The following is a 22,902-nucleotide window of genomic DNA, read 5'->3' on the forward strand; positions in this document are numbered from 1 at the left end:
ACGACAACAAATATTGTTCTTTGAAAACTAAACAAACAAGCGTCAACAAACAATAAATGATCATGTTTCTTCTATAAGAACATGAGCCAACGTTTTAACTTATGAGCTAAACTCATAACTCTTTTTTGGAGAGTTTGATCCTGGCTCAGGACGAACGCTGGCGGCGTGCCTAATACATGCAAGTCGAGCGGATCTTCATTAGCTTGCTTTTGAAGATCAGCGGCGGACGGGTGAGTAACACGTGGGCAACCTGCCTGTAAGACTGGGATAACTTCGGGAAACCGGAGCTAATACCGGATAATCCTTTCCCTCACATGAGGGAAAGCTGAAAGACGGTTTCGGCTGTCACTTACAGATGGGCCCGCGGCGCATTAGCTAGTTGGTGAGGTAACGGCTCACCAAGGCAACGATGCGTAGCCGACCTGAGAGGGTGATCGGCCACACTGGGACTGAGACACGGCCCAGACTCCTACGGGAGGCAGCAGTAGGGAATCTTCCGCAATGGACGAAAGTCTGACGGAGCAACGCCGCGTGAACGATGAAGGCTTTCGGGTCGTAAAGTTCTGTTGTTAGGGAAGAACAAGTACCGGAGTAACTGCCGGTACCTTGACGGTACCTAACCAGAAAGCCACGGCTAACTACGTGCCAGCAGCCGCGGTAATACGTAGGTGGCAAGCGTTGTCCGGAATTATTGGGCGTAAAGCGCGCGCAGGCGGTTCCTTAAGTCTGATGTGAAAGCCCCCGGCTCAACCGGGGAGGGTCATTGGAAACTGGGGAACTTGAGTGCAGAAGAGGAGAGCGGAATTCCACGTGTAGCGGTGAAATGCGTAGAGATGTGGAGGAACACCAGTGGCGAAGGCGGCTCTCTGGTCTGTAACTGACGCTGAGGCGCGAAAGCGTGGGGAGCGAACAGGATTAGATACCCTGGTAGTCCACGCCGTAAACGATGAGTGCTAAGTGTTAGAGGGTTTCCGCCCTTTAGTGCTGCAGCAAACGCATTAAGCACTCCGCCTGGGGAGTACGGCCGCAAGGCTGAAACTCAAAGGAATTGACGGGGGCCCGCACAAGCGGTGGAGCATGTGGTTTAATTCGAAGCAACGCGAAGAACCTTACCAGGTCTTGACATCCTCTGACAACCCTAGAGATAGGGCGTTCCCCTTCGGGGGACAGAGTGACAGGTGGTGCATGGTTGTCGTCAGCTCGTGTCGTGAGATGTTGGGTTAAGTCCCGCAACGAGCGCAACCCTTGATCTTAGTTGCCAGCATTCAGTTGGGCACTCTAAGGTGACTGCCGGTGACAAACCGGAGGAAGGTGGGGATGACGTCAAATCATCATGCCCCTTATGACCTGGGCTACACACGTGCTACAATGGATGGAACAAAGGGCCGCAAAACCGCGAGGTCGAGCCAATCCCATAAATCCATTCTCAGTTCGGATTGCAGGCTGCAACTCGCCTGCATGAAGCCGGAATCGCTAGTAATCGCGGATCAGCATGCCGCGGTGAATACGTTCCCGGGCCTTGTACACACCGCCCGTCACACCACGAGAGTTTGTAACACCCGAAGTCGGTGGGGTAACCTTTTGGAGCCAGCCGCCTAAGGTGGGACAGATGATTGGGGTGAAGTCGTAACAAGGTAGCCGTATCGGAAGGTGCGGCTGGATCACCTCCTTTCTAAGGATATTGCCGTAAAGGCAATCGGAATGCGAATCTTTCGATTCGTACTGTGGATGTAATCCACATAGTTGTACGCTTGTTTGTTTAGTTTTGAGGGAGCAATTCTCTCAAAGCTTTTTTGTTCCTTGAAAACTAGATAATCGTAAGTAAGAAGAACCAAGAAAAAACCGAGTGATCGCCATTTTAGTTTTTCTCTCTATTTAATAGAGAAATGACCTTTTAGGTTAAGTTAGAAAGGGCGCACGGTGGATGCCTTGGCACTAGGAGCCGATGAAGGACGGGACTAACACCGATATGCTTCGGGGAGCTGTAAGTAAGCTTTGATCCGGAGATTTCCGAATGGGGAAACCCACTGTTCGTAATGGAACAGTATCTTTGCCTGAATACATAGGGCATTGAAGGCAGACCCGGGGAACTGAAACATCTAAGTACCCGGAGGAAGAGAAAGCAAACGCGATTCCCTGAGTAGCGGCGAGCGAAACGGGACATAGCCCAAACCAAGAGGCTTGCCTCTTGGGGTTGTAGGACACTCAACATGGAGTTACAAAGGAACGGGGTAGATGAAGTGGTCTGGAAAGGCCCGTCAGAGAAGGTAAAAACCCTGTAGTTGAAACTTCGTTCCCTCCTGAGTGGATCCTGAGTACGGCGGGACACGAGAAATCCCGTCGGAAGCTGGGAGGACCATCTCCCAAGGCTAAATACTCCCTAGTGACCGATAGTGAACCAGTACCGTGAGGGAAAGGTGAAAAGCACCCCGGAAGGGGAGTGAAAGAGATCCTGAAACCGTGTGCCTACAAGTAGTCAGAGCCCGTTCATGGGTGATGGCGTGCCTTTTGTAGAATGAACCGGCGAGTTACGATTACATGCAAGGTTAAGTTGATGAGACGGAGCCGCAGCGAAAGCGAGTCTGAATAGGGCGAATGAGTATGTGGTCGTAGACCCGAAACCAGGTGATCTACCCATGTCCAGGGTGAAGGTTGGGTAACACCAACTGGAGGCCCGAACCCACGCACGTTGAAAAGTGCGGGGATGAGGTGTGGGTAGCGGAGAAATTCCAATCGAACTTGGAGATAGCTGGTTCTCTCCGAAATAGCTTTAGGGCTAGCCTCACGTTGTAAGAGTCTTGGAGGTAGAGCACTGTTTGGACTAGGGGCCCTCATCGGGTTACCGAATTCAGACAAACTCCGAATGCCAAAGACTTATCCGTGGGAGTCAGACTGCGAGTGATAAGATCCGTAGTCAAAAGGGAAACAGCCCAGACCACCAGCTAAGGTCCCAAAGTATACGTTAAGTGGAAAAGGATGTGGAGTTGCTTAGACAACCAGGATGTTGGCTTAGAAGCAGCCACCATTTAAAGAGTGCGTAATAGCTCACTGGTCGAGTGACTCTGCGCCGAAAATGTACCGGGGCTAAACGTATCACCGAAGCTGTGGATTGACATCTTAGATGTCAGTGGTAGGAGAGCGTTCTAAGGGCGTTGAAGTCAGACCGTAAGGACTGGTGGAGCGCTTAGAAGTGAGAATGCCGGTATGAGTAGCGAAAGATGGGTGAGAATCCCATCCACCGAATGCCTAAGGTTTCCTGAGGAAGGCTCGTCCTCTCAGGGTTAGTCGGGACCTAAGCCGAGGCCGAAAGGCGTAGGCGATGGACAACAGGTTGATATTCCTGTACCACCTCTTTATCGTTTGAGCAATGGGGGGACGCAGGAGGATAGGGTAAGCGCGCTGTTGGATATGCGCGTCTAAGCAGTTAGGCTGCAAGTGAGGCAAATCCCGCTTGCGTGAAGGCTGAGCTGTGACAGCGAGGGAAATATAGTACCGAAGTTCCTGATTCCACACTGCCAAGAAAAGCCTCTAGCGAGATAAAAGGTGCCCGTACCGCAAACCGACACAGGTAGGCGAGGAGAGAATCCTAAGGTGAGCGAGAGAACTCTCGTTAAGGAACTCGGCAAAATGACCCCGTAACTTCGGGAGAAGGGGTGCTCATTTGGGTGAATAGCCCGGATGAGCCGCAGTGAATAGGCCCAGGCGACTGTTTAGCAAAAACACAGGTCTCTGCGAAGCCGCAAGGCGAAGTATAGGGGCTGACGCCTGCCCGGTGCTGGAAGGTTAAGAGGAGGGGTTAGCTCACGCGAAGCTCTGAATCGAAGCCCCAGTAAACGGCGGCCGTAACTATAACGGTCCTAAGGTAGCGAAATTCCTTGTCGGGTAAGTTCCGACCCGCACGAAAGGCGTAACGATCTGGGCACTGTCTCAACGAGAGACTCGGTGAAATTATAGTACCTGTGAAGATGCAGGTTACCCGCGACAGGACGGAAAGACCCCGTGGAGCTTTACTGTAGCCTGATATTGAATTTTGGTACAGCTTGTACAGGATAGGTAGGAGCCTGAGAAACCGGAGCGCCAGCTTCGGTGGAGGCGTCGGTGGGATACTACCCTGGCTGTATTGAAATTCTAACCCACGCCCCTGATCGGGGCGGGAGACAGTGTCAGGTGGGCAGTTTGACTGGGGCGGTCGCCTCCTAAAGAGTAACGGAGGCGCCCAAAGGTTCCCTCAGAATGGTTGGAAATCATTCGCAGAGTGTAAAGGCACAAGGGAGCTTGACTGCGAGACCTACAAGTCGAGCAGGGACGAAAGTCGGGCTTAGTGATCCGGTGGTTCCGCATGGAAGGGCCATCGCTCAACGGATAAAAGCTACCCCGGGGATAACAGGCTTATCTCCCCCAAGAGTCCACATCGACGGGGAGGTTTGGCACCTCGATGTCGGCTCATCGCATCCTGGGGCTGTAGTCGGTCCCAAGGGTTGGGCTGTTCGCCCATTAAAGCGGTACGCGAGCTGGGTTCAGAACGTCGTGAGACAGTTCGGTCCCTATCCGTCGTGGGCGCAGGAAATTTGAGAGGAGCTGTCCTTAGTACGAGAGGACCGGGATGGACGCACCGCTGGTGTACCAGTTGTCTTGCCAAAGGCATCGCTGGGTAGCTATGTGCGGACGGGATAAGTGCTGAAAGCATCTAAGCATGAAGCCCCCCTCAAGATGAGATTTCCCATAGCGCAAGCTAGTAAGAACCCTGAAAGATGATCAGGTTGATAGGTCAGAGGTGGAAGCGCGGTGACGTGTGGAGCTGACTGATACTAATCGTTCGAGGACTTAACCAAATTGATTACTCGATCTTCTTGTTTTCTTCTTACAAACATTATCTAGTTTTGAGGGAATAAAACCTCAAACCAAATAGTCTGGTGGCGATGGCGAGAAGGTCACACCCGTTCCCATACCGAACACGGAAGTTAAGCTTCTCAGCGCCGATGGTAGTTGGGGGTTTCCCCCTGTGAGAGTAGGACGCCGCCGGGCGAAAAGACAGAGATTTTGATCCCTGTCTTTTTTAATCCCTTTATCATGCTTTTCCAGTTATTGCTGGTTGTTAGGTAACACCTGAGGTGTTATTATAGTAACTCAGCCCCACTTGATTGATTGTTTAAAAGACTTTCAAAAAAGTATTGACGAGCTGGGTGGAAGATGATAAGATATAAAAGTTGTCATTTGAACGACAACAAATATTGTTCTTTGAAAACTAAACAAACAAGCGTCAACAAACAATAAATGATCATGTTTCTTCTATAAGAACATGAGCCAACGTTTTAACTTATGAGCTAAACTCATAACTCTTTTTTGGAGAGTTTGATCCTGGCTCAGGACGAACGCTGGCGGCGTGCCTAATACATGCAAGTCGAGCGGATCTTCATTAGCTTGCTTTTGAAGATCAGCGGCGGACGGGTGAGTAACACGTGGGCAACCTGCCTGTAAGACTGGGATAACTTCGGGAAACCGGAGCTAATACCGGATAATCCTTTCCCTCACATGAGGGAAAGCTGAAAGACGGTTTCGGCTGTCACTTACAGATGGGCCCGCGGCGCATTAGCTAGTTGGTGAGGTAACGGCTCACCAAGGCAACGATGCGTAGCCGACCTGAGAGGGTGATCGGCCACACTGGGACTGAGACACGGCCCAGACTCCTACGGGAGGCAGCAGTAGGGAATCTTCCGCAATGGACGAAAGTCTGACGGAGCAACGCCGCGTGAACGATGAAGGCTTTCGGGTCGTAAAGTTCTGTTGTTAGGGAAGAACAAGTACCGGAGTAACTGCCGGTACCTTGACGGTACCTAACCAGAAAGCCACGGCTAACTACGTGCCAGCAGCCGCGGTAATACGTAGGTGGCAAGCGTTGTCCGGAATTATTGGGCGTAAAGCGCGCGCAGGCGGTTCCTTAAGTCTGATGTGAAAGCCCCCGGCTCAACCGGGGAGGGTCATTGGAAACTGGGGAACTTGAGTGCAGAAGAGGAGAGCGGAATTCCACGTGTAGCGGTGAAATGCGTAGAGATGTGGAGGAACACCAGTGGCGAAGGCGGCTCTCTGGTCTGTAACTGACGCTGAGGCGCGAAAGCGTGGGGAGCGAACAGGATTAGATACCCTGGTAGTCCACGCCGTAAACGATGAGTGCTAAGTGTTAGAGGGTTTCCGCCCTTTAGTGCTGCAGCAAACGCATTAAGCACTCCGCCTGGGGAGTACGGCCGCAAGGCTGAAACTCAAAGGAATTGACGGGGGCCCGCACAAGCGGTGGAGCATGTGGTTTAATTCGAAGCAACGCGAAGAACCTTACCAGGTCTTGACATCCTCTGACAACCCTAGAGATAGGGCGTTCCCCTTCGGGGGACAGAGTGACAGGTGGTGCATGGTTGTCGTCAGCTCGTGTCGTGAGATGTTGGGTTAAGTCCCGCAACGAGCGCAACCCTTGATCTTAGTTGCCAGCATTCAGTTGGGCACTCTAAGGTGACTGCCGGTGACAAACCGGAGGAAGGTGGGGATGACGTCAAATCATCATGCCCCTTATGACCTGGGCTACACACGTGCTACAATGGATGGAACAAAGGGCCGCAAAACCGCGAGGTCGAGCCAATCCCATAAATCCATTCTCAGTTCGGATTGCAGGCTGCAACTCGCCTGCATGAAGCCGGAATCGCTAGTAATCGCGGATCAGCATGCCGCGGTGAATACGTTCCCGGGCCTTGTACACACCGCCCGTCACACCACGAGAGTTTGTAACACCCGAAGTCGGTGGGGTAACCTTTTGGAGCCAGCCGCCTAAGGTGGGACAGATGATTGGGGTGAAGTCGTAACAAGGTAGCCGTATCGGAAGGTGCGGCTGGATCACCTCCTTTCTAAGGATATTGCCGTAAAGGCAATCGGAATGCGAATCTTTCGATTCGTACTGTGGATGTAATCCACATAGTTGTACGCTTGTTTGTTTAGTTTTGAGGGAGCAATTCTCTCAAAGCTTTTTTGTTCCTTGAAAACTAGATAATCGTAAGTAAGAAGAACCAAGAAAAAACCGAGTGATCGCCATTTTAGTTTTTCTCTCTATTTAATAGAGAAATGACCTTTTAGGTTAAGTTAGAAAGGGCGCACGGTGGATGCCTTGGCACTAGGAGCCGATGAAGGACGGGACTAACACCGATATGCTTCGGGGAGCTGTAAGTAAGCTTTGATCCGGAGATTTCCGAATGGGGAAACCCACTGTTCGTAATGGAACAGTATCTTTGCCTGAATACATAGGGCATTGAAGGCAGACCCGGGGAACTGAAACATCTAAGTACCCGGAGGAAGAGAAAGCAAACGCGATTCCCTGAGTAGCGGCGAGCGAAACGGGACATAGCCCAAACCAAGAGGCTTGCCTCTTGGGGTTGTAGGACACTCAACATGGAGTTACAAAGGAACGGGGTAGATGAAGTGGTCTGGAAAGGCCCGTCAGAGAAGGTAAAAACCCTGTAGTTGAAACTTCGTTCCCTCCTGAGTGGATCCTGAGTACGGCGGGACACGAGAAATCCCGTCGGAAGCTGGGAGGACCATCTCCCAAGGCTAAATACTCCCTAGTGACCGATAGTGAACCAGTACCGTGAGGGAAAGGTGAAAAGCACCCCGGAAGGGGAGTGAAAGAGATCCTGAAACCGTGTGCCTACAAGTAGTCAGAGCCCGTTCATGGGTGATGGCGTGCCTTTTGTAGAATGAACCGGCGAGTTACGATTACATGCAAGGTTAAGTTGAGAAGACGGAGCCGCAGCGAAAGCGAGTCTGAATAGGGCGAATGAGTATGTGGTCGTAGACCCGAAACCAGGTGATCTACCCATGTCCAGGGTGAAGGTTGGGTAACACCAACTGGAGGCCCGAACCCACGCACGTTGAAAAGTGCGGGGATGAGGTGTGGGTAGCGGAGAAATTCCAATCGAACTTGGAGATAGCTGGTTCTCTCCGAAATAGCTTTAGGGCTAGCCTCACGTTGTAAGAGTCTTGGAGGTAGAGCACTGTTTGGACTAGGGGCCCTCATCGGGTTACCGAATTCAGACAAACTCCGAATGCCAAAGACTTATCCGTGGGAGTCAGACTGCGAGTGATAAGATCCGTAGTCAAAAGGGAAACAGCCCAGACCACCAGCTAAGGTCCCAAAGTATACGTTAAGTGGAAAAGGATGTGGAGTTGCTTAGACAACCAGGATGTTGGCTTAGAAGCAGCCACCATTTAAAGAGTGCGTAATAGCTCACTGGTCGAGTGACTCTGCGCCGAAAATGTACCGGGGCTAAACGTATCACCGAAGCTGTGGATTGACATCTTAGATGTCAGTGGTAGGAGAGCGTTCTAAGGGCGTTGAAGTCAGACCGTAAGGACTGGTGGAGCGCTTAGAAGTGAGAATGCCGGTATGAGTAGCGAAAGATGGGTGAGAATCCCATCCACCGAATGCCTAAGGTTTCCTGAGGAAGGCTCGTCCTCTCAGGGTTAGTCGGGACCTAAGCCGAGGCCGAAAGGCGTAGGCGATGGACAACAGGTTGATATTCCTGTACCACCTCTTTATCGTTTGAGCAATGGGGGGACGCAGGAGGATAGGGTAAGCGCGCTGTTGGATATGCGCGTCTAAGCAGTTAGGCTGCAAGTGAGGCAAATCCCGCTTGCGTGAAGGCTGAGCTGTGACAGCGAGGGAAATATAGTACCGAAGTTCCTGATTCCACACTGCCAAGAAAAGCCTCTAGCGAGATAAAAGGTGCCCGTACCGCAAACCGACACAGGTAGGCGAGGAGAGAATCCTAAGGTGAGCGAGAGAACTCTCGTTAAGGAACTCGGCAAAATGACCCCGTAACTTCGGGAGAAGGGGTGCTCATTTGGGTGAATAGCCCGGATGAGCCGCAGTGAATAGGCCCAGGCGACTGTTTAGCAAAAACACAGGTCTCTGCGAAGCCGCAAGGCGAAGTATAGGGGCTGACGCCTGCCCGGTGCTGGAAGGTTAAGAGGAGGGGTTAGCTCACGCGAAGCTCTGAATCGAAGCCCCAGTAAACGGCGGCCGTAACTATAACGGTCCTAAGGTAGCGAAATTCCTTGTCGGGTAAGTTCCGACCCGCACGAAAGGCGTAACGATCTGGGCACTGTCTCAACGAGAGACTCGGTGAAATTATAGTACCTGTGAAGATGCAGGTTACCCGCGACAGGACGGAAAGACCCCGTGGAGCTTTACTGTAGCCTGATATTGAATTTTGGTACAGCTTGTACAGGATAGGTAGGAGCCTGAGAAACCGGAGCGCCAGCTTCGGTGGAGGCGTCGGTGGGATACTACCCTGGCTGTATTGAAATTCTAACCCACGCCCCTGATCGGGGCGGGAGACAGTGTCAGGTGGGCAGTTTGACTGGGGCGGTCGCCTCCTAAAGAGTAACGGAGGCGCCCAAAGGTTCCCTCAGAATGGTTGGAAATCATTCGCAGAGTGTAAAGGCACAAGGGAGCTTGACTGCGAGACCTACAAGTCGAGCAGGGACGAAAGTCGGGCTTAGTGATCCGGTGGTTCCGCATGGAAGGGCCATCGCTCAACGGATAAAAGCTACCCCGGGGATAACAGGCTTATCTCCCCCAAGAGTCCACATCGACGGGGAGGTTTGGCACCTCGATGTCGGCTCATCGCATCCTGGGGCTGTAGTCGGTCCCAAGGGTTGGGCTGTTCGCCCATTAAAGCGGTACGCGAGCTGGGTTCAGAACGTCGTGAGACAGTTCGGTCCCTATCCGTCGTGGGCGCAGGAAATTTGAGAGGAGCTGTCCTTAGTACGAGAGGACCGGGATGGACGCACCGCTGGTGTACCAGTTGTCTTGCCAAAGGCATCGCTGGGTAGCTATGTGCGGACGGGATAAGTGCTGAAAGCATCTAAGCATGAAGCCCCCCTCAAGATGAGATTTCCCATAGCGCAAGCTAGTAAGAACCCTGAAAGATGATCAGGTTGATAGGTCAGAGGTGGAAGCGCGGTGACGTGTGGAGCTGACTGATACTAATCGTTCGAGGACTTAACCAAAATGATTACTCGTTCTTCTTGTTTTCTTCTTACAAACATTATCTAGTTTTGAGGGAATAAAACCTCAAACCAAATAGTCTGGTGGCGATGGCGAGAAGGTCACACCCGTTCCCATACCGAACACGGAAGTTAAGCTTCTCAGCGCCGATGGTAGTTGGGGGTTTCCCCCTGTGAGAGTAGGACGCCGCCGGGCACACGAAAGAACAGCTGTAATGGCTGTTCTTTTTTTTGTATGCAAATTTATAAAAGGTGTTGGAAATGTAGCAGCAACTGATTATATTTGGCCTGACTTCGGACAAGTTTGCAGGTAATGAACGAAAAGATGTTTGAATCAGATGCAACTTCAGACAGGTTTGGAGGAAAAGATCGTAAAGTTGTCTGAACCTGGTGCAACTTCGGACAGGTTTGGAGGTGAAATACAAAAAGCTGTCTGAACCTGTTGCAACTTCAGACAGGTTTGAAGGTAAATCACGATAAAGTGTCAGAAGAAGCCCCAACTACAGAAAAATAGCTGTCAGAACAACAATACACAGTGCAACCTCAAAACACATTTAAGAACAGCAATAAACGCTGTTCTTAAATGTGTACGCAAAATCAAATGTCTATCCTTTAGTCTAACTTCAAATGTGTACATTTTATGAAAACCCCTAACGGATCATGAATATATGCTCTACTCTTCCGATATTACTCTAGCAAGTATCGCTAGGTTTGTATCTAAGTAGTGAATATCATCAAGGGGGAGCATGAATGGTGGGGAAAAGAAAAAAGGGTCTTGGCCTTAAATTAGGGACTAAAATTAATTTAATTGTACTAGGCACGGTTCTGTTGTTATCTGTGATTATTGGTGTAGTAGTAACCAGGGAAGTGACAAAGGGAATCAAGTCTTTTGCGGTGGAGAAGGCAAGGGGAGACCTTGCTCTTAGTGAGCGGTATATCAACAATAAGTTTCCGGGTGAATGGGAAATAAAAAATGGTCAGTTATATAAAGCTGATCAGCTCTTTAATGATTACCATGAGATTGTAGATACGATTGGTAATGATACAGGTGATACGGTAACGATTTTTCAGGGAGATACCCGGATAGCGACAAATGTAATGCTTGAAGGTAAGCGTGCTGTAGGAACGAAGGTTTCTGATGAAGTAGCTGATGTCGTCCTGAAGCAAGGGAAACCGTACTATGGTGAAGCGATAGTCGCGGGTTATTCCTATCAAACAGCTTATACGCCTATAAAGGATCAGAATGGTAAAGCAATTGGGATATTCTATGTGGGATCTTCAGAGAAGACGATTGAAGATATTCTATCATCTTTCATGACTAAATTTATCATCCAGGTGATCATTGTCGTCGTCATCGCTTCGATAGGGATCTATTTGTTTACGCGTGCCCTCAGAAGAAGGCTTGTGGCAGTATCGGAAGCAATGACTAGGGCTGGTGCGGGGGATTTTACCACAGAGATTGAGGATCATAGTGGAGATGAACTTAGCGATCTTGCTAATAGTTTCAATAAGATGAAATATAGTCTAAGCTCGATGCTGAAAGAGGTGTTGGAAACATCCGAACAGGTTGCTGCATCTTCAGAAGAGTTGAATGCAGGCGCTGAACAGACAAGCAGGGCGACTGAGCAGATAACAGAGGCGATTCAGCAAATTGCCGGCGGCTCGGAATCTCAAACACAGGGTATAGAGGAAAGTGCGAGTTCATTGGAGGAGCTGGCTAAGGGAGTCGCTAATATTGCGGAGACCTCCTCTTTGATTGCTGAAGCCAGTTTGGAAGCAAGTGATCATGCCAGACAGGGTGAGGAATTTGTCCAGCAGACAGCAAGCCAGATGGATTTGATTCATGCTTCTGTTAATGAAACTGGAGAAGTCATCCGCTTGCTGAATGAAAGGTCCAGACAGATTGGGAGTATATCAGAGGCTATTACCCAAATAGCTGATCAAACTAATTTACTCGCGCTTAACGCAGCCATTGAAGCGGCAAGAGCGGGAGACCATGGAAAAGGGTTTGCTGTGGTTGCAGCGGAAGTTAGGAAATTGGCAGAGCAGTCCCAGGTCTCGTCTTCACAGATTTCAGGTTTGATAAGGCATATCCAAATAGATATGGAGCATTCAAATGATTCGATGGAAACTGTCAAAAAAGAGGTGCTGAGTGGCCTTGAAATAGTTGAAGGCTCGCAAAGAAGCTTTCAGGAAATCCTTCGGTCTATGGAGAATCTGGGCGGACAAGTCGAAGGGATGGCTGCTACCGCAGAACAGATGTCTGCAAGTACAGAAGAAATATCAGCAACAGTCAATGGAATGGCCTCTATATCCAGGGATTCCTCACTGCATAGCCAGAATGTTGCCGCGTCGGCTGAGGAACAATTAGCCTCCATGGAAGAAATAACCGCCTCTGCAAACAATCTGTCGACAATGGCTGAAACGCTGAAGGATACAGTAACTGCTTTTAGAATATAAAACCTAAACATCAAGCCAATTATGAATGGCTTGATGTTTTCTTATCTATGGAGACGGTGGAAAGCAGCTTTTCATTCCTGGCTTCCAAAAAGTATTGTTTTTGAACATACTCCTTCCCGCCATGTTCATCGTACCAATTTCGAATTCGCTTAAGATGTTCTATATCGCTTCTGACATCTTTCTCTATTTCGAGATAGGCCTCATAGCTGTCGTATTCCCAAATAGCGAATATTTCTGTTGTATTATCATCATGGGGCAGCATCCACCTGCCGATTAGCCGTGCTCCATATTTTAATTGATTAGGCAGGTTAATGTCGTTGAATAAGCGATTGAATGGTAAAATGAATTCATTTTTTACTATGTAAAACTTGCGGCGAAAGAACAATATATACACTCCTTATTTTGCTGGTATACTCTTCCATATTATTCGGCATGAAACGGAGACAGTCAATCACTCATCATTTTTTATTTTAAAAAGTTTCAAAACATGAGGTTAAGGAAACCTTAAAATAAGAATCTTTTTAGTAATGGTTTAAAAAATAGTGTCTAGCTCCATCGCCTAGTCCCTCGAATCGCTTGTCTAGCTGCGACTCCTAACCCCTCGAGGCGTTTCGGTCCTGCCAATGAAGTCAAAGAGCGACTTCACTGTCAGGCCCTCCAACGCTTGTCGGAGTTGGGCAGTCGCCTCCGCTTTTCGAATTGTCTAGTTTCGCCTCCTAGAAACTCCGAAACTTCAACTCCGCCGGCAGAAGCAAAATGCGCTTCTTTGTCGGAGTCTCCAGTTTCTGCGTTTCTGGGCAGTCGGCTACACATTTCGATTTCGGTCCGCCCAATGAAGTCAAAGAGCGACCTCACTATTCGGCCCTCTGAGGCACAGGAAGTGCAGGCCTGCCAGCCACACAATGTGGAGTTTTAGGCGGGCAGCGCTTGTCGGGACTGACCATGGCGCTTGCGCTTTTCCCTTTACAAGTGATTTGATTAATGCGAACATTAAGGCTTATTATAAGAGATGTCTGGAGGGTTTTGAATGCTGGAGAATAGTTTTGTCATGGTGGCCATCATCTTAATCATCAATATTGTCTATGTTTCTTTTTTTACAATCAGGATGATCTTGACATTAAAGGGGCAGCGTTATTTGGCTGCTGGACTTAGCACGATTGAGGTCGTGATTTATGTTGTTGGACTTGGTCTGGTGCTTGAGAATTTAAATGAGATACAGAATCTCGTTGCATATGCTGTTGGATATGGCATTGGTGTCATTGTCGGGATGAAAATTGAAGAGAAGCTGGCACTTGGCTATATTACGATCAATGTGATTACGAAAGAATATGATGTGGATTTGCCGAAGGCCTTACGTGCTCTGGGTTATGGTGTGACGGACTGGGCTGCCCACGGGCTTGAGGGCGACCGGATGGCGATGCAAATTTTAACGCCGCGTAAGTATGAACTAAAGCTGTATGAGAAGATTAAGGAATTGGACCCGAAGGCATTTATCATCGCGTATGAGCCAAAGTCGATCCATGGAGGATTCTGGGTAAAATCAGTACGGAAAGGAAAGCTGTTTTCATGAGCAAGGGAAAAAAGAAGCAAATGTATGAAGTCGGTGAACATGAATCAATCGATGATTGTCTTAATAGAATGAAGAAGGATGGTTTCGCCCCTGTCCGCAGGATGGAAAAGCCAATTTTCAAAGAAGTAGAGAAGAATGGCACCATTGAATATGAGCCTGCTGGCAGGCAGATTCTTTTTGAAGCAAAGCTGATTGAAAGCTGACTTACGTTAGTAGTTTAAAGTCCTAAACACGAACATTACAAATTAGAAATTACCTAATGTTCGATTATTGATTGACAATAAGTCGAATTAGTTGTTAATATGTAAGTGTCGAAAGTGAAATTTAGTTTTCCCTCGTATAATAATGGGGATATGGCCCATGAGTCTCTACCCGGCAACCGTAAATCGCCGGACTATGAGGGAAAGTAGTTTTTAAGTGAAGGGAAAAGAAATCTGCGTTCACTTATGGATTTCTTTGCTTATGCACCCGGACAGACTACTTTCTCTTCTATCAAGAGGAAGAAGTCTATCCGGGTTTTTTGTTGTGATACTCCAAAGGGAGGTTAGAGAAATGACGGTTGCAGTCATAATGGGGAGCAAGTCAGATTGGGAAACGATGAAGCATGCATGTGACATACTTGATCAGCTGGAAGTTTCTTATATAAAGAAGGTCGTTTCAGCGCATCGGACGCCGGATTTAATGTTCGAGTTTGCCGAGAGTGCGAGAGAAGCGGGAATTAAAGTGATCATCGCTGGAGCTGGCGGAGCCGCACATCTGCCGGGAATGGTAGCAGCGAAGACCACACTTCCGGTTATCGGTGTGCCAGTGCAATCGAAGGCTCTAAACGGCTTGGATTCACTGTTATCGATTGTCCAGATGCCTGGCGGCGTGCCAGTTGCGACGGTCGCGATCGGAAAAGCGGGTGCAACGAACGCAGGTCTCCTTGCGGCACAGATTCTTGGGGCATTTGACAGTGATGTTGCTGAGAGATTAGAGCGATTGAGGGAAGAAACAAAAATGTCAGTGATGGAAAGCAGTGATGAGCTTGTCTAAATTGATTTTACCAGGAGAGGCAATCGGGATCATCGGCGGCGGTCAGCTTGGCAAGATGATGGCTCTGTCTGCTAAAGCGATGGGATTCAGAGTCATCGTCCTGGACCCGACAGAGGATTGCCCGTGCGGCCAGGTAGCTGACGAGCAGATTGTCGGCAGCTATGATGACCTTGAAAAAATAAAGCAGCTGTCTGATAGCAGTGATGTAATTACTTATGAGTTTGAGAATATAGATGCGGATGCGCTTGACTGGCTGAATAAACATGCCTATGTGCCGCAGGGAACGGAATTGCTGCGGGTCACTCAGGACAGGATAGAAGAGAAGCGCAATATCCAGGCGGCTGGCGTAAGGGTCGCTCCATATGCAGTTGTGACAAGAGTGGAGGATGTCAGGGCAGGTGTCGAGGAACTGGGAGTACCGGCAGTATTGAAAACAGCACGCGGCGGCTATGACGGCAAGGGCCAGCTGGTCATCAGATCTGTGGATGATATCCCATTGGCGGAAACATTGGTCAGCCAGGGTGCATGTGTACTGGAAAAGTGGATTCCTTTTGAAAAAGAAATTTCGGTGATCATCACTCGAGGTACGAATGGTGAAAGTGCCGTTTTTCCAGTAGCGGAAAATATCCATAAGGAAAACATCCTGCATCAGACCATCGTCCCGGCGAGAATCAGTTCCGCGGCTGAAGTAAAGGCTATGGAAGCAGCTGAGCAAATTGCGTCAGCATTAGGATTGGTTGGGACGCTGGCAGTGGAAATGTTTTTAGCTGAGAAAGATGAGCTTTACATAAATGAACTGGCACCGAGGCCGCATAACTCGGGGCACTATAGTATTGAAGCGTGCGAAACCTCGCAGTTCGAACAGCATATCCGGGCAGTTTGCGGCTGGCCATTGGGAAGCACGAATTTGCTGAAGCCGGCTGTGATGGTGAATATCCTGGGGCAGCACCAGCAGCCATTGCTGAATAAAATCACGGACTTGCAGGATTGGAAAATTCACTTATACAGTAAAAAGGAAGCCAAATATAAACGGAAAATGGGGCATGTGACCCTTTTGCGAGAGACAGTAGAGCAGGCGCTGACAGAAGCGGAGCAAAGCGGCATCTGGGAAGGCGCGACAGAAATGATCGGAGGACAAAAGAGATGATAGATCGTTATACAAGACCGGAAATGGGAGCAATCTGGACGGAAGAGAATCGCTTTAAGGCATGGCTTGAGGTTGAAATTCTTGCTTGTGAAGCATGGGCTGAGCTTGGCGAGATTCCTAAGGAAGACGTAAAGAAACTACGTGAGAACGCATCTTTTGATATTGATCGAATCAAGGAAATCGAAGAAGAGACGCGCCATGATGTGGTTGCTTTTACAAGAGCGGTGTCTGAAACGCTTGGCGAGGAGCGTAAATGGGTGCATTATGGCCTGACTTCTACAGATGTCGTAGATACGGCTTTATCCTATGTGCTTAAACAGGCAAATGAGATTTTGCTGAAGGATCTTGAAAACTTTGTGGAGATTCTGACTAATAAGGCCAAAGAACATAAATACACGGTCATGATGGGCCGCACGCACGGTGTTCATGCTGAGCCTACCACTTTTGGCTTGAAGCTGGCACTTTGGCTGGAGGAAATGAAGCGCAATCTGGAGCGATTCAAAATGGCTTCCCGCGACGTGGAGTTTGGCAAAATTTCCGGTGCGGTCGGTACATATGCGAATATCGATCCATTCGTTGAAGCTTATGTATGTGAAAAATTAGGGCTGCAGCCGGCACCGATTTCGACTCAGACTTTACAGCGTGACCGCCATGCTTTTTATATGTCGACGCTAGCATTGATTGCGACTTCGATTGAAAAGTTTGCGGTTGAAATTCGAGGCTTGCAAAAGAGTGAAACACGTGAGGTAGAGGAGTTTTTTGCCAAAGGGCAAAAGGGTTCATCGGCGATGCCGCATAAGCGCAACCCGATTGGTTCTGAGAATATGACTGGTATGGCGCGTGTCATCCGCGGCTATATGACGACTGCTTATGAGAATGTGCCTCTATGGCATGAGCGCGATATCTCGCATTCTTCTGCAGAGAGAATTATTTTACCAGACGCGACAATCGCATTGAACTATATGCTGAACCGCTTCGGCAATATCGTGAAGAACTTGACGGTATATCCGGAAAACATGAAACGCAATATGGACCGGACGCTTGGCTTGATCTACTCCCAGCGTGTGCTGCTTGCCTTGATTGACAAGGGCATGTCCCGCGAGGAAGCGTACGACACTGTTCAGCCGCGCGCGATGGAAGCATGGGAAAAGCAGGTGCAATTCCGGAGCCTGATCGAACAGGATGAAAAGATTGCCGGACTGCTGAGTGATGCGGAAATTGATGACTGCTTTGATTACAACTACCATATCAAGCATGTTGATATGATTTTTGAACGACTGGGGCTTTAATACGAACGGGCAAGGTTTCTTGCCCTTCTTTTATCAATAAGAGACTGAAGATTGTCAATTATCTCAATCGGAGGCGTTAAAATGGAAACTCTGTTATATGAAGGGAAAGCGAAACGGATTTACGCAACAGATGACGAGCAGGTAGTGAGGGTCCAATACAAGGACTCGGCTACGGCCTACAATGGCGAGAAAAAGGCAGAGATTGTCGGAAAGGGCAGGCTGAATAACGAGATTACAAGTCTATTATTCTTGAAGCTTAGCGACGCGGGGATCCAATCGCATTTTATCGAAAAAATTTCCGGAAATGAGCAGCTGGTGAAGCGGGTTTCCATCATTCCCCTTGAAGTGGTTGTCAGGAATTTCGCAGCCGGCAGCTTTTCTAAGCGTCTTGGTGTTGAAGAGGGCAAGAAGCTTTCCCGCCCGATTGTTGAGTTTTACCTGAAGGATGATGCTTTGGGAGATCCGCTGATTACGGATGAGCATGTTGATGTGCTGAGTTTGGCAACTTCAGAGGAAGTGGCTGAGCTGAAGGCCGCGGCTTTGAAAATCAATGATGTACTTGGCGGTTTTTTTGCAGAGATTGGCGTGAGATTAATAGATTTCAAGCTTGAGTTCGGCAAGGATGCAGACGGGAAGATTTTGCTGGCGGATGAGATTTCACCTGATACATGCCGTCTTTGGGACATGGAAACGCAGCAGAAGCTTGACAAGGACGTGTTCCGTCGTGATTTGGGAAATCTGACAGATGCTTACGAAACCATTTTAACGAGATTGGGAGGACGATTGCATGTATAAAGTAAAGGTGTATGTGACGTTAAGGGAAAGTGTTTTGGATCCACAGGGGACGGCTGTTAAAAATTCGCTGGCGACACACGGTTACGAAGGCATCCAGGAGGTCCGCATCGGGAAGTATATGGAGCTCACTTTGGATGAAACCGTGAAAGATGTAGACGGTGCAGTTAAGGAAATGTGCGAGCGCCTGCTGGCGAATCCGGTGATCGAGGACTATAGGTATGAAGTCGAGGAGGTTGTTGCACAGTGAAATTTGCGGTGATTGTTTTTCCGGGTTCGAACTGTGACATCGACATGTACCACGCGGTGAAAGATGAGCTTGGCGAAGAAGCGGAATATGTCTGGCATGATGCTGAAAGCCTTGAAGATTATGATGCTGTGCTTTTGCCTGGCGGTTTTTCGTATGGCGATTACTTAAGATCTGGCGCAATCGCGCAGTTCAGCAATGTTATGAAGGAAGTCGTGCAAGCGGCTGAAGCTGGCAAGCCTGTGTTAGGCGTCTGCAACGGATTTCAGATTCTGTTAGAAGCTGGCCTGCTTCCAGGGGCGATGAGACGCAATGACAGCCTGAAGTTCATCTGCAAGCATGTGGAACTGAAGGTGGAGAATAACGAAACAATGTTTTCAGCCGGCTATGAAAAAGGCGAGGTCATCACGGTTCCGGTTGCACATGGTGAGGGCAACTATTATTGCGATGAAGAAACACTTGCTCGTTTAAAGGCAAATAATCAAATCGTTTTCACATACAATGGCGAAAATCCGAACGGAAGCCTTGAAAATATCGCGGGAATCATCAACGAACGAGGAAATGTCCTTGGAATGATGCCGCATCCGGAGCGCGCGGTCGATGAGCTGCTTGGCGGCGCCGACGGACTGAAGCTTTTCAAATCGATCGTCAAACAATGGAGGGAAGCATATGCGCTTAATGCTTGAACCAAGTCCAGAACAGATTAAACAGGATAAGATTTATCAGGAAATGGGACTGTCAGACAGCGAGTTTGCTTCTGCTGAAAAGATCCTTGGGCGTACGCCTAACTATACAGAGACAGGTTTGTTCTCGGTCATGTGGTCAGAGCACTGCAGCTACAAGAACTCAAAGCCCGTTTTGAAAAAGTTCCCTGTCACCGGAGAGCGTGTTTTACAGGGGCCGGGTGAAGGCGCGGGAATCGTCGATATCGGCGATGGCCAGGCAGTCGTTTTCAAAATTGAAAGCCATAACCATCCGTCAGCCATCGAGCCATACCAGGGCGCTGCAACGGGTGTCGGCGGAATCATCCGCGATGTTTTTTCAATGGGAGCAAGGCCGATCGCGCTATTGAATTCCCTTCGTTTTGGCGAACTTGAGTCACCAAGGGTGAAATATTTGTTTGAACAGGTTGTTGCCGGGATTGCTGGATACGGAAACTGCATCGGAATCCCGACAGTTGGCGGAGAAGTCCAGTTTGACGCTGCTTATGAGGGCAATCCCTTAGTCAACGCAATGTGCGTCGGCTTGATTAACCATGAGGATATCAAGAAGGGCCAGGCGCATGGAGTTGGCAATACAGTGATGTATGTCGGCGCGAAGACGGGCCGTGATGGAATCCATGGGGCTACATTTGCGTCCGAGGAATTGAATGAGGCATCGGAAGAGAAGCGTCCGGCTGTACAGGTTGGCGACCCGTTCATGGAAAAATTGCTGCTGGAAGCTTGTCTGGAGTTAGTGAAAAATGATGCGCTTGTTGGCATCCAGGACATGGGCGCTGCTGGTTTAACGAGTTCATCTGCAGAGATGGCGAGCAAGGCTGGTTCAGGGATCGAGATGAATCTTGACCTTGTGCCCCAGCGTGAAACAGGCATGACGGCTTATGAGATGATGCTTTCCGAATCACAGGAACGCATGCTGATCGTTGTGGAAAAAGGCCGTGAGCAGGAAATCATCGATCTTTTTTCAAAATATGAGCTTGAAGCAGTTGCGATTGGAAAAGTAACGGACGACAAGATGCTTCGTCTTTTACATAATGGGGAAGTGGTGGCTGAGGTGCCGGCAGATGCACTGGCTGAAGAGGCTCCTGTCTATTACAAGCCTTCCAGTGAACCGGCTTATTTCCGTGAGTTCCAGAACATGGACAATGAGATACCAGAAGTTGAAAACTATGAAACTACTCTTTTGCAGCTGCTTCAGCAGCCAACGATTGCAAGCAAAGAGTGGGTGTATGATCAGTATGACCATATGGTGCGCACGAGCACGGTCGTTTCACCTGGTTCTGATGCAGCAGTTGTTAGGATTCGCGGCACAGAGAAGGGCCTCGCGATGACGACGGACTGCAATTCGCGCTATATCTATCTTGATCCGGAAACAGGCGGTAAGATTGCCGTAGCTGAGGCAGCGCGCAATATTGTCTGCTCTGGCGGCGAGCCATTGGCAATCACGGACTGCCTGAACTTCGGGAATCCAGAGAAGCCGGAGATTTTCTGGCAGTTTGAAAAAGCGGTCGATGGCATGAGTGAAGCGTGCCGGACATTGAGCACGCCTGTTATCGGCGGGAACGTAAGTCTGTATAACGAAACAAATGGAACAGCTGTCTACCCGACACCGGTTGTCGGCATGGTCGGTCTGGTTGAAAACTTAAAGCATGTTACGACGCAGCATTTTAAAAATGCCGGCGATCTGATTTATCTGCTAGGTGATACGAAGGATGAGTTTGGCGGCAGCGAGCTGCAAAAGCTTAAGTATGGCCGGATTTTCGGCAAGGCTCCTGAATTGGATTTAGAAGTGGAAGCAAGCTATCAAGCACAGATTTTAACAGCAATCAAAAATGGGCTTGTTGCTTCTGCCCATGATGTCGCAGAGGGCGGTGTGGCGGTTGCACTTGCTGAATCCGTTATTGGCAGCAAAGGGCTGGGAGCTAAGGTTACACTGGAAGGCAACGCTGTATCAGCCTTGTTCAGCGAATCGCAATCCCGTTTCATTTTATCGGTAAAACCAGAGCACCAGATCGAGTTTGAGAGTTTAACAGATGCAGTCTTGATTGGCAAAGTCGTTGAAACGCCAGTTTTAAAGATCAATATAGATGGAAGTAATGTGATTAATCATGATGCAGAGGGGCTGAAAAAGGCCTGGAAAGGAGCCATCCCATGCTTGCTGAACTAAAAGGCTTGAATGAGGAATGCGGCGTTTTTGGAATCTGGGGACATCCTGAGGCAGCACAAATCACCTATTACGGCCTTCACAGCCTGCAGCATCGCGGCCAGGAAGGTACGGGCATTGTTGTCAGTGATGGTCAGCAGCTGAAGGGCCGAAAAGGCGAAGGGCTTGTGACAGAAATTTTCACCGCAGATGCCATGGAAGACATCCAGGGTGTCGGTGCCATCGGCCATGTCCGCTATGCAACTGCGGGAGGAGGCGGCTACGAGAATGTCCAGCCGCTTCTGTTCCAATCGCAAAGCGGCGGCCTGGCCCTTGCGCACAATGGCAATCTTGTAAATGCGGATGCGCTCAGGAACCAGCTTGAAGCACAAGGGAGCATTTTTCAGACTAGTTCTGATACCGAAGTACTCGCGCATTTGATCAAGCGGGGCGGCTTCAGCCAGCTGAGGGATCGCGTGAAAAATGCTTTGCCGATGCTGAAGGGTGCTTATGCCTTTTTGATCATGACTGAGACAGAATTCATGGTCGCACTCGATCCGCACGGACTGCGCCCGCTCTCATTGGGCAGGCTGGGCGATGCTTATGTCGTCGCGTCTGAAACCTGTGCATTTGATATCGTCGGAGCAGAGTTTGTCAGGGACATCCTCCCAGGCGAATTGCTCGTGATCGATGCAGACGGCCTGCATTCCGAAATGTACTCCATGAATTCGACCACTGCTATCTGTACGATGGAATATATTTATTTTTCAAGACCCGACAGCAACATCCACGGAATCAACGTCCATGCAGCACGTAAAAATCTCGGAAAACAGCTGGCGAAGGAAGTGCCGATCGAGGCTGATGTGGTTACGGGTGTTCCTGATTCAAGTATCTCTGCGGCGATCGGGTATGCAGAGGAATCTGGCATTCCTTATGAGATGGGTTTGATCAAGAACCGTTATGTCGGCCGGACCTTCATCCAGCCATCGCAATCGTTGAGGGAGCAGGGTGTAAAGATGAAGCTTTCACCGGTCCGCGGAATTGTTGAGGGCAAGCGTGTCATCATGGTGGACGATTCGATTGTGCGCGGTACGACCAGCCGCCGGATCGTGAAGATGCTAAAAGAGGCAGGTGCGACCGAGGTGCATGTCGTAATCAGTTCTCCGCCGATCCAGAATCCGTGTTTTTACGGCATTGACACCTCAACTCGCGAGGAACTGATTGCTTCTGAACATTCAGTAGAAGAAATTCGCCAATTGATTGGTGCTGACACATTGACGTTTTTGAGTGTGGAGGGAATGCTCGAGGCGATTGGGCGCAATGATGGCGGGGAGACCCGCGGCCAGTGTCTGGCATGCTTTACCGGGAAGTATCCAACCGAAATCTATCCGCAGGCTGTGCCTGCCGGGCAGAAGTGTTGATTCAGATTTAAATTTCCCAAAATAAAGAAGAA

12 protein-coding genes, 6 rRNA genes and 1 riboswitch are annotated in these 22,902 nt (G+C 49.3%); of the genes, 17 read left to right on the forward strand and 1 reads right to left on the reverse strand.

What is annotated here, in order from left to right; genetic code table 11:
- The first annotated feature begins 122 nt into the window (after positions 1 to 122).
- The 7 genes from FOF60_RS01580 to FOF60_RS01610 all read left to right on the forward strand — a co-directional run bounded on the left by FOF60_RS01580 (position 123) and on the right by FOF60_RS01610 (position 12,507).
- Positions 123 to 1,672, forward strand: a 16S ribosomal RNA gene (locus FOF60_RS01580).
- A 225-nt stretch (positions 1,673 to 1,897) separates the two neighbouring features.
- A 23S ribosomal RNA gene (locus tag FOF60_RS01585) occupies positions 1,898 to 4,832 on the forward strand.
- Positions 4,833 to 4,909: 77 nt separating this feature from the next.
- Positions 4,910 to 5,025, forward strand: a 5S ribosomal RNA gene (rrf, locus tag FOF60_RS01590).
- 315 nt (positions 5,026 to 5,340) lie between these two features.
- Positions 5,341 to 6,890 (forward strand): 16S ribosomal RNA (locus tag FOF60_RS01595).
- Between the two features lie 225 nt (positions 6,891 to 7,115).
- Positions 7,116 to 10,050, forward strand: a 23S ribosomal RNA gene (locus FOF60_RS01600).
- Positions 10,051 to 10,127: 77 nt separating this feature from the next.
- Positions 10,128 to 10,243, forward strand: a 5S ribosomal RNA gene (rrf, locus tag FOF60_RS01605).
- The 16S, 23S and 5S rRNA genes sit together here, the layout of an rRNA operon.
- Positions 10,244 to 10,797: 554 nt before the next feature.
- A complete protein-coding gene (locus tag FOF60_RS01610) occupies positions 10,798 to 12,507 on the forward strand; it encodes a methyl-accepting chemotaxis protein (RefSeq protein ID WP_192473831.1) in 1,710 nt (569 codons plus the stop codon).
- 19 nt (positions 12,508 to 12,526) lie between these two features.
- Here FOF60_RS01610 and FOF60_RS01615 read toward each other — a convergent pair whose 3' ends face one another.
- The gene (locus FOF60_RS01615) at positions 12,527 to 12,892 is read right to left on the reverse strand and encodes an NIPSNAP family protein (protein ID WP_192473830.1); all 366 of its coding nucleotides are present in this window, start codon (positions 12,890 to 12,892) and stop codon (positions 12,527 to 12,529) included.
- 642 nt (positions 12,893 to 13,534) lie between these two features.
- On the opposite strand from FOF60_RS01615, the gene FOF60_RS01620 reads away from it, so the two are divergent.
- The 10 genes from FOF60_RS01620 to purF all read left to right on the forward strand — a co-directional run bounded on the left by FOF60_RS01620 (position 13,535) and on the right by purF (position 22,870).
- Positions 13,535 to 14,077, forward strand: coding sequence for a DUF2179 domain-containing protein (locus FOF60_RS01620; RefSeq protein ID WP_102260923.1), 543 nt, complete (start codon positions 13,535 to 13,537; stop codon positions 14,075 to 14,077).
- Positions 14,074 to 14,280: an NETI motif-containing protein gene (locus FOF60_RS01625; protein ID WP_192473561.1), complete on the forward strand. Its 207-nt coding sequence runs from the start codon at positions 14,074 to 14,076 to the stop codon at positions 14,278 to 14,280. Before FOF60_RS01620 ends, FOF60_RS01625 begins: the two co-directional genes overlap by 4 nt.
- A 112-nt stretch (positions 14,281 to 14,392) precedes the next feature.
- Positions 14,393 to 14,494: riboswitch (purine riboswitch) on the forward strand.
- A 135-nt stretch (positions 14,495 to 14,629) separates the two neighbouring features.
- Positions 14,630 to 15,112, forward strand: coding sequence for a 5-(carboxyamino)imidazole ribonucleotide mutase (gene purE / locus FOF60_RS01630; protein ID WP_192473560.1), 483 nt, complete (start codon positions 14,630 to 14,632; stop codon positions 15,110 to 15,112).
- Complete coding sequence (purK, locus tag FOF60_RS01635) at positions 15,099 to 16,259, forward strand: 5-(carboxyamino)imidazole ribonucleotide synthase (RefSeq protein ID WP_192473559.1); 1,161 nt, start codon at positions 15,099 to 15,101, stop codon at positions 16,257 to 16,259. The genes purE and purK overlap by 14 nt, the downstream gene beginning before the upstream one ends.
- Positions 16,256 to 17,548, forward strand: coding sequence for an adenylosuccinate lyase (purB, locus tag FOF60_RS01640; protein WP_192473558.1), 1,293 nt, complete (start codon positions 16,256 to 16,258; stop codon positions 17,546 to 17,548). The genes purK and purB overlap by 4 nt, the downstream gene beginning before the upstream one ends.
- Positions 17,549 to 17,629: 81 nt before the next feature.
- Positions 17,630 to 18,343 carry a phosphoribosylaminoimidazolesuccinocarboxamide synthase gene (gene purC, locus FOF60_RS01645; protein ID WP_192473557.1) on the forward strand — a complete coding sequence of 238 codons (714 nt, stop codon included), beginning with the start codon at positions 17,630 to 17,632 and terminating at the stop codon, positions 18,341 to 18,343.
- Positions 18,336 to 18,590, forward strand: coding sequence for a phosphoribosylformylglycinamidine synthase subunit PurS (gene purS / locus FOF60_RS01650; RefSeq protein ID WP_192473556.1), 255 nt, complete (start codon positions 18,336 to 18,338; stop codon positions 18,588 to 18,590). The genes purC and purS overlap by 8 nt, the downstream gene beginning before the upstream one ends.
- Positions 18,587 to 19,273 carry a phosphoribosylformylglycinamidine synthase subunit PurQ gene (gene purQ, locus FOF60_RS01655; protein WP_192473555.1) on the forward strand — a complete coding sequence of 229 codons (687 nt, stop codon included), beginning with the start codon at positions 18,587 to 18,589 and terminating at the stop codon, positions 19,271 to 19,273. The genes purS and purQ overlap by 4 nt, the downstream gene beginning before the upstream one ends.
- On the forward strand, positions 19,257 to 21,473 hold the full coding sequence (purL, locus tag FOF60_RS01660) for a phosphoribosylformylglycinamidine synthase subunit PurL (RefSeq protein WP_192473554.1): 2,217 nt from the start codon (positions 19,257 to 19,259) through the stop codon (positions 21,471 to 21,473). The genes purQ and purL overlap by 17 nt, the downstream gene beginning before the upstream one ends.
- Positions 21,458 to 22,870, forward strand: a complete 1,413-nt coding sequence (gene purF / locus FOF60_RS01665; RefSeq protein ID WP_192473553.1) for an amidophosphoribosyltransferase — start codon at positions 21,458 to 21,460, stop codon at positions 22,868 to 22,870. The genes purL and purF overlap by 16 nt, the downstream gene beginning before the upstream one ends.
- The last annotated feature ends 32 nt before the right edge of the window (positions 22,871 to 22,902 follow it).

The sequence above is a fragment of the Mesobacillus jeotgali genome (genome assembly GCF_014856545.2).
GTDB lineage: Bacteria > Bacillota > Bacilli > Bacillales > Cytobacillaceae > Mesobacillus.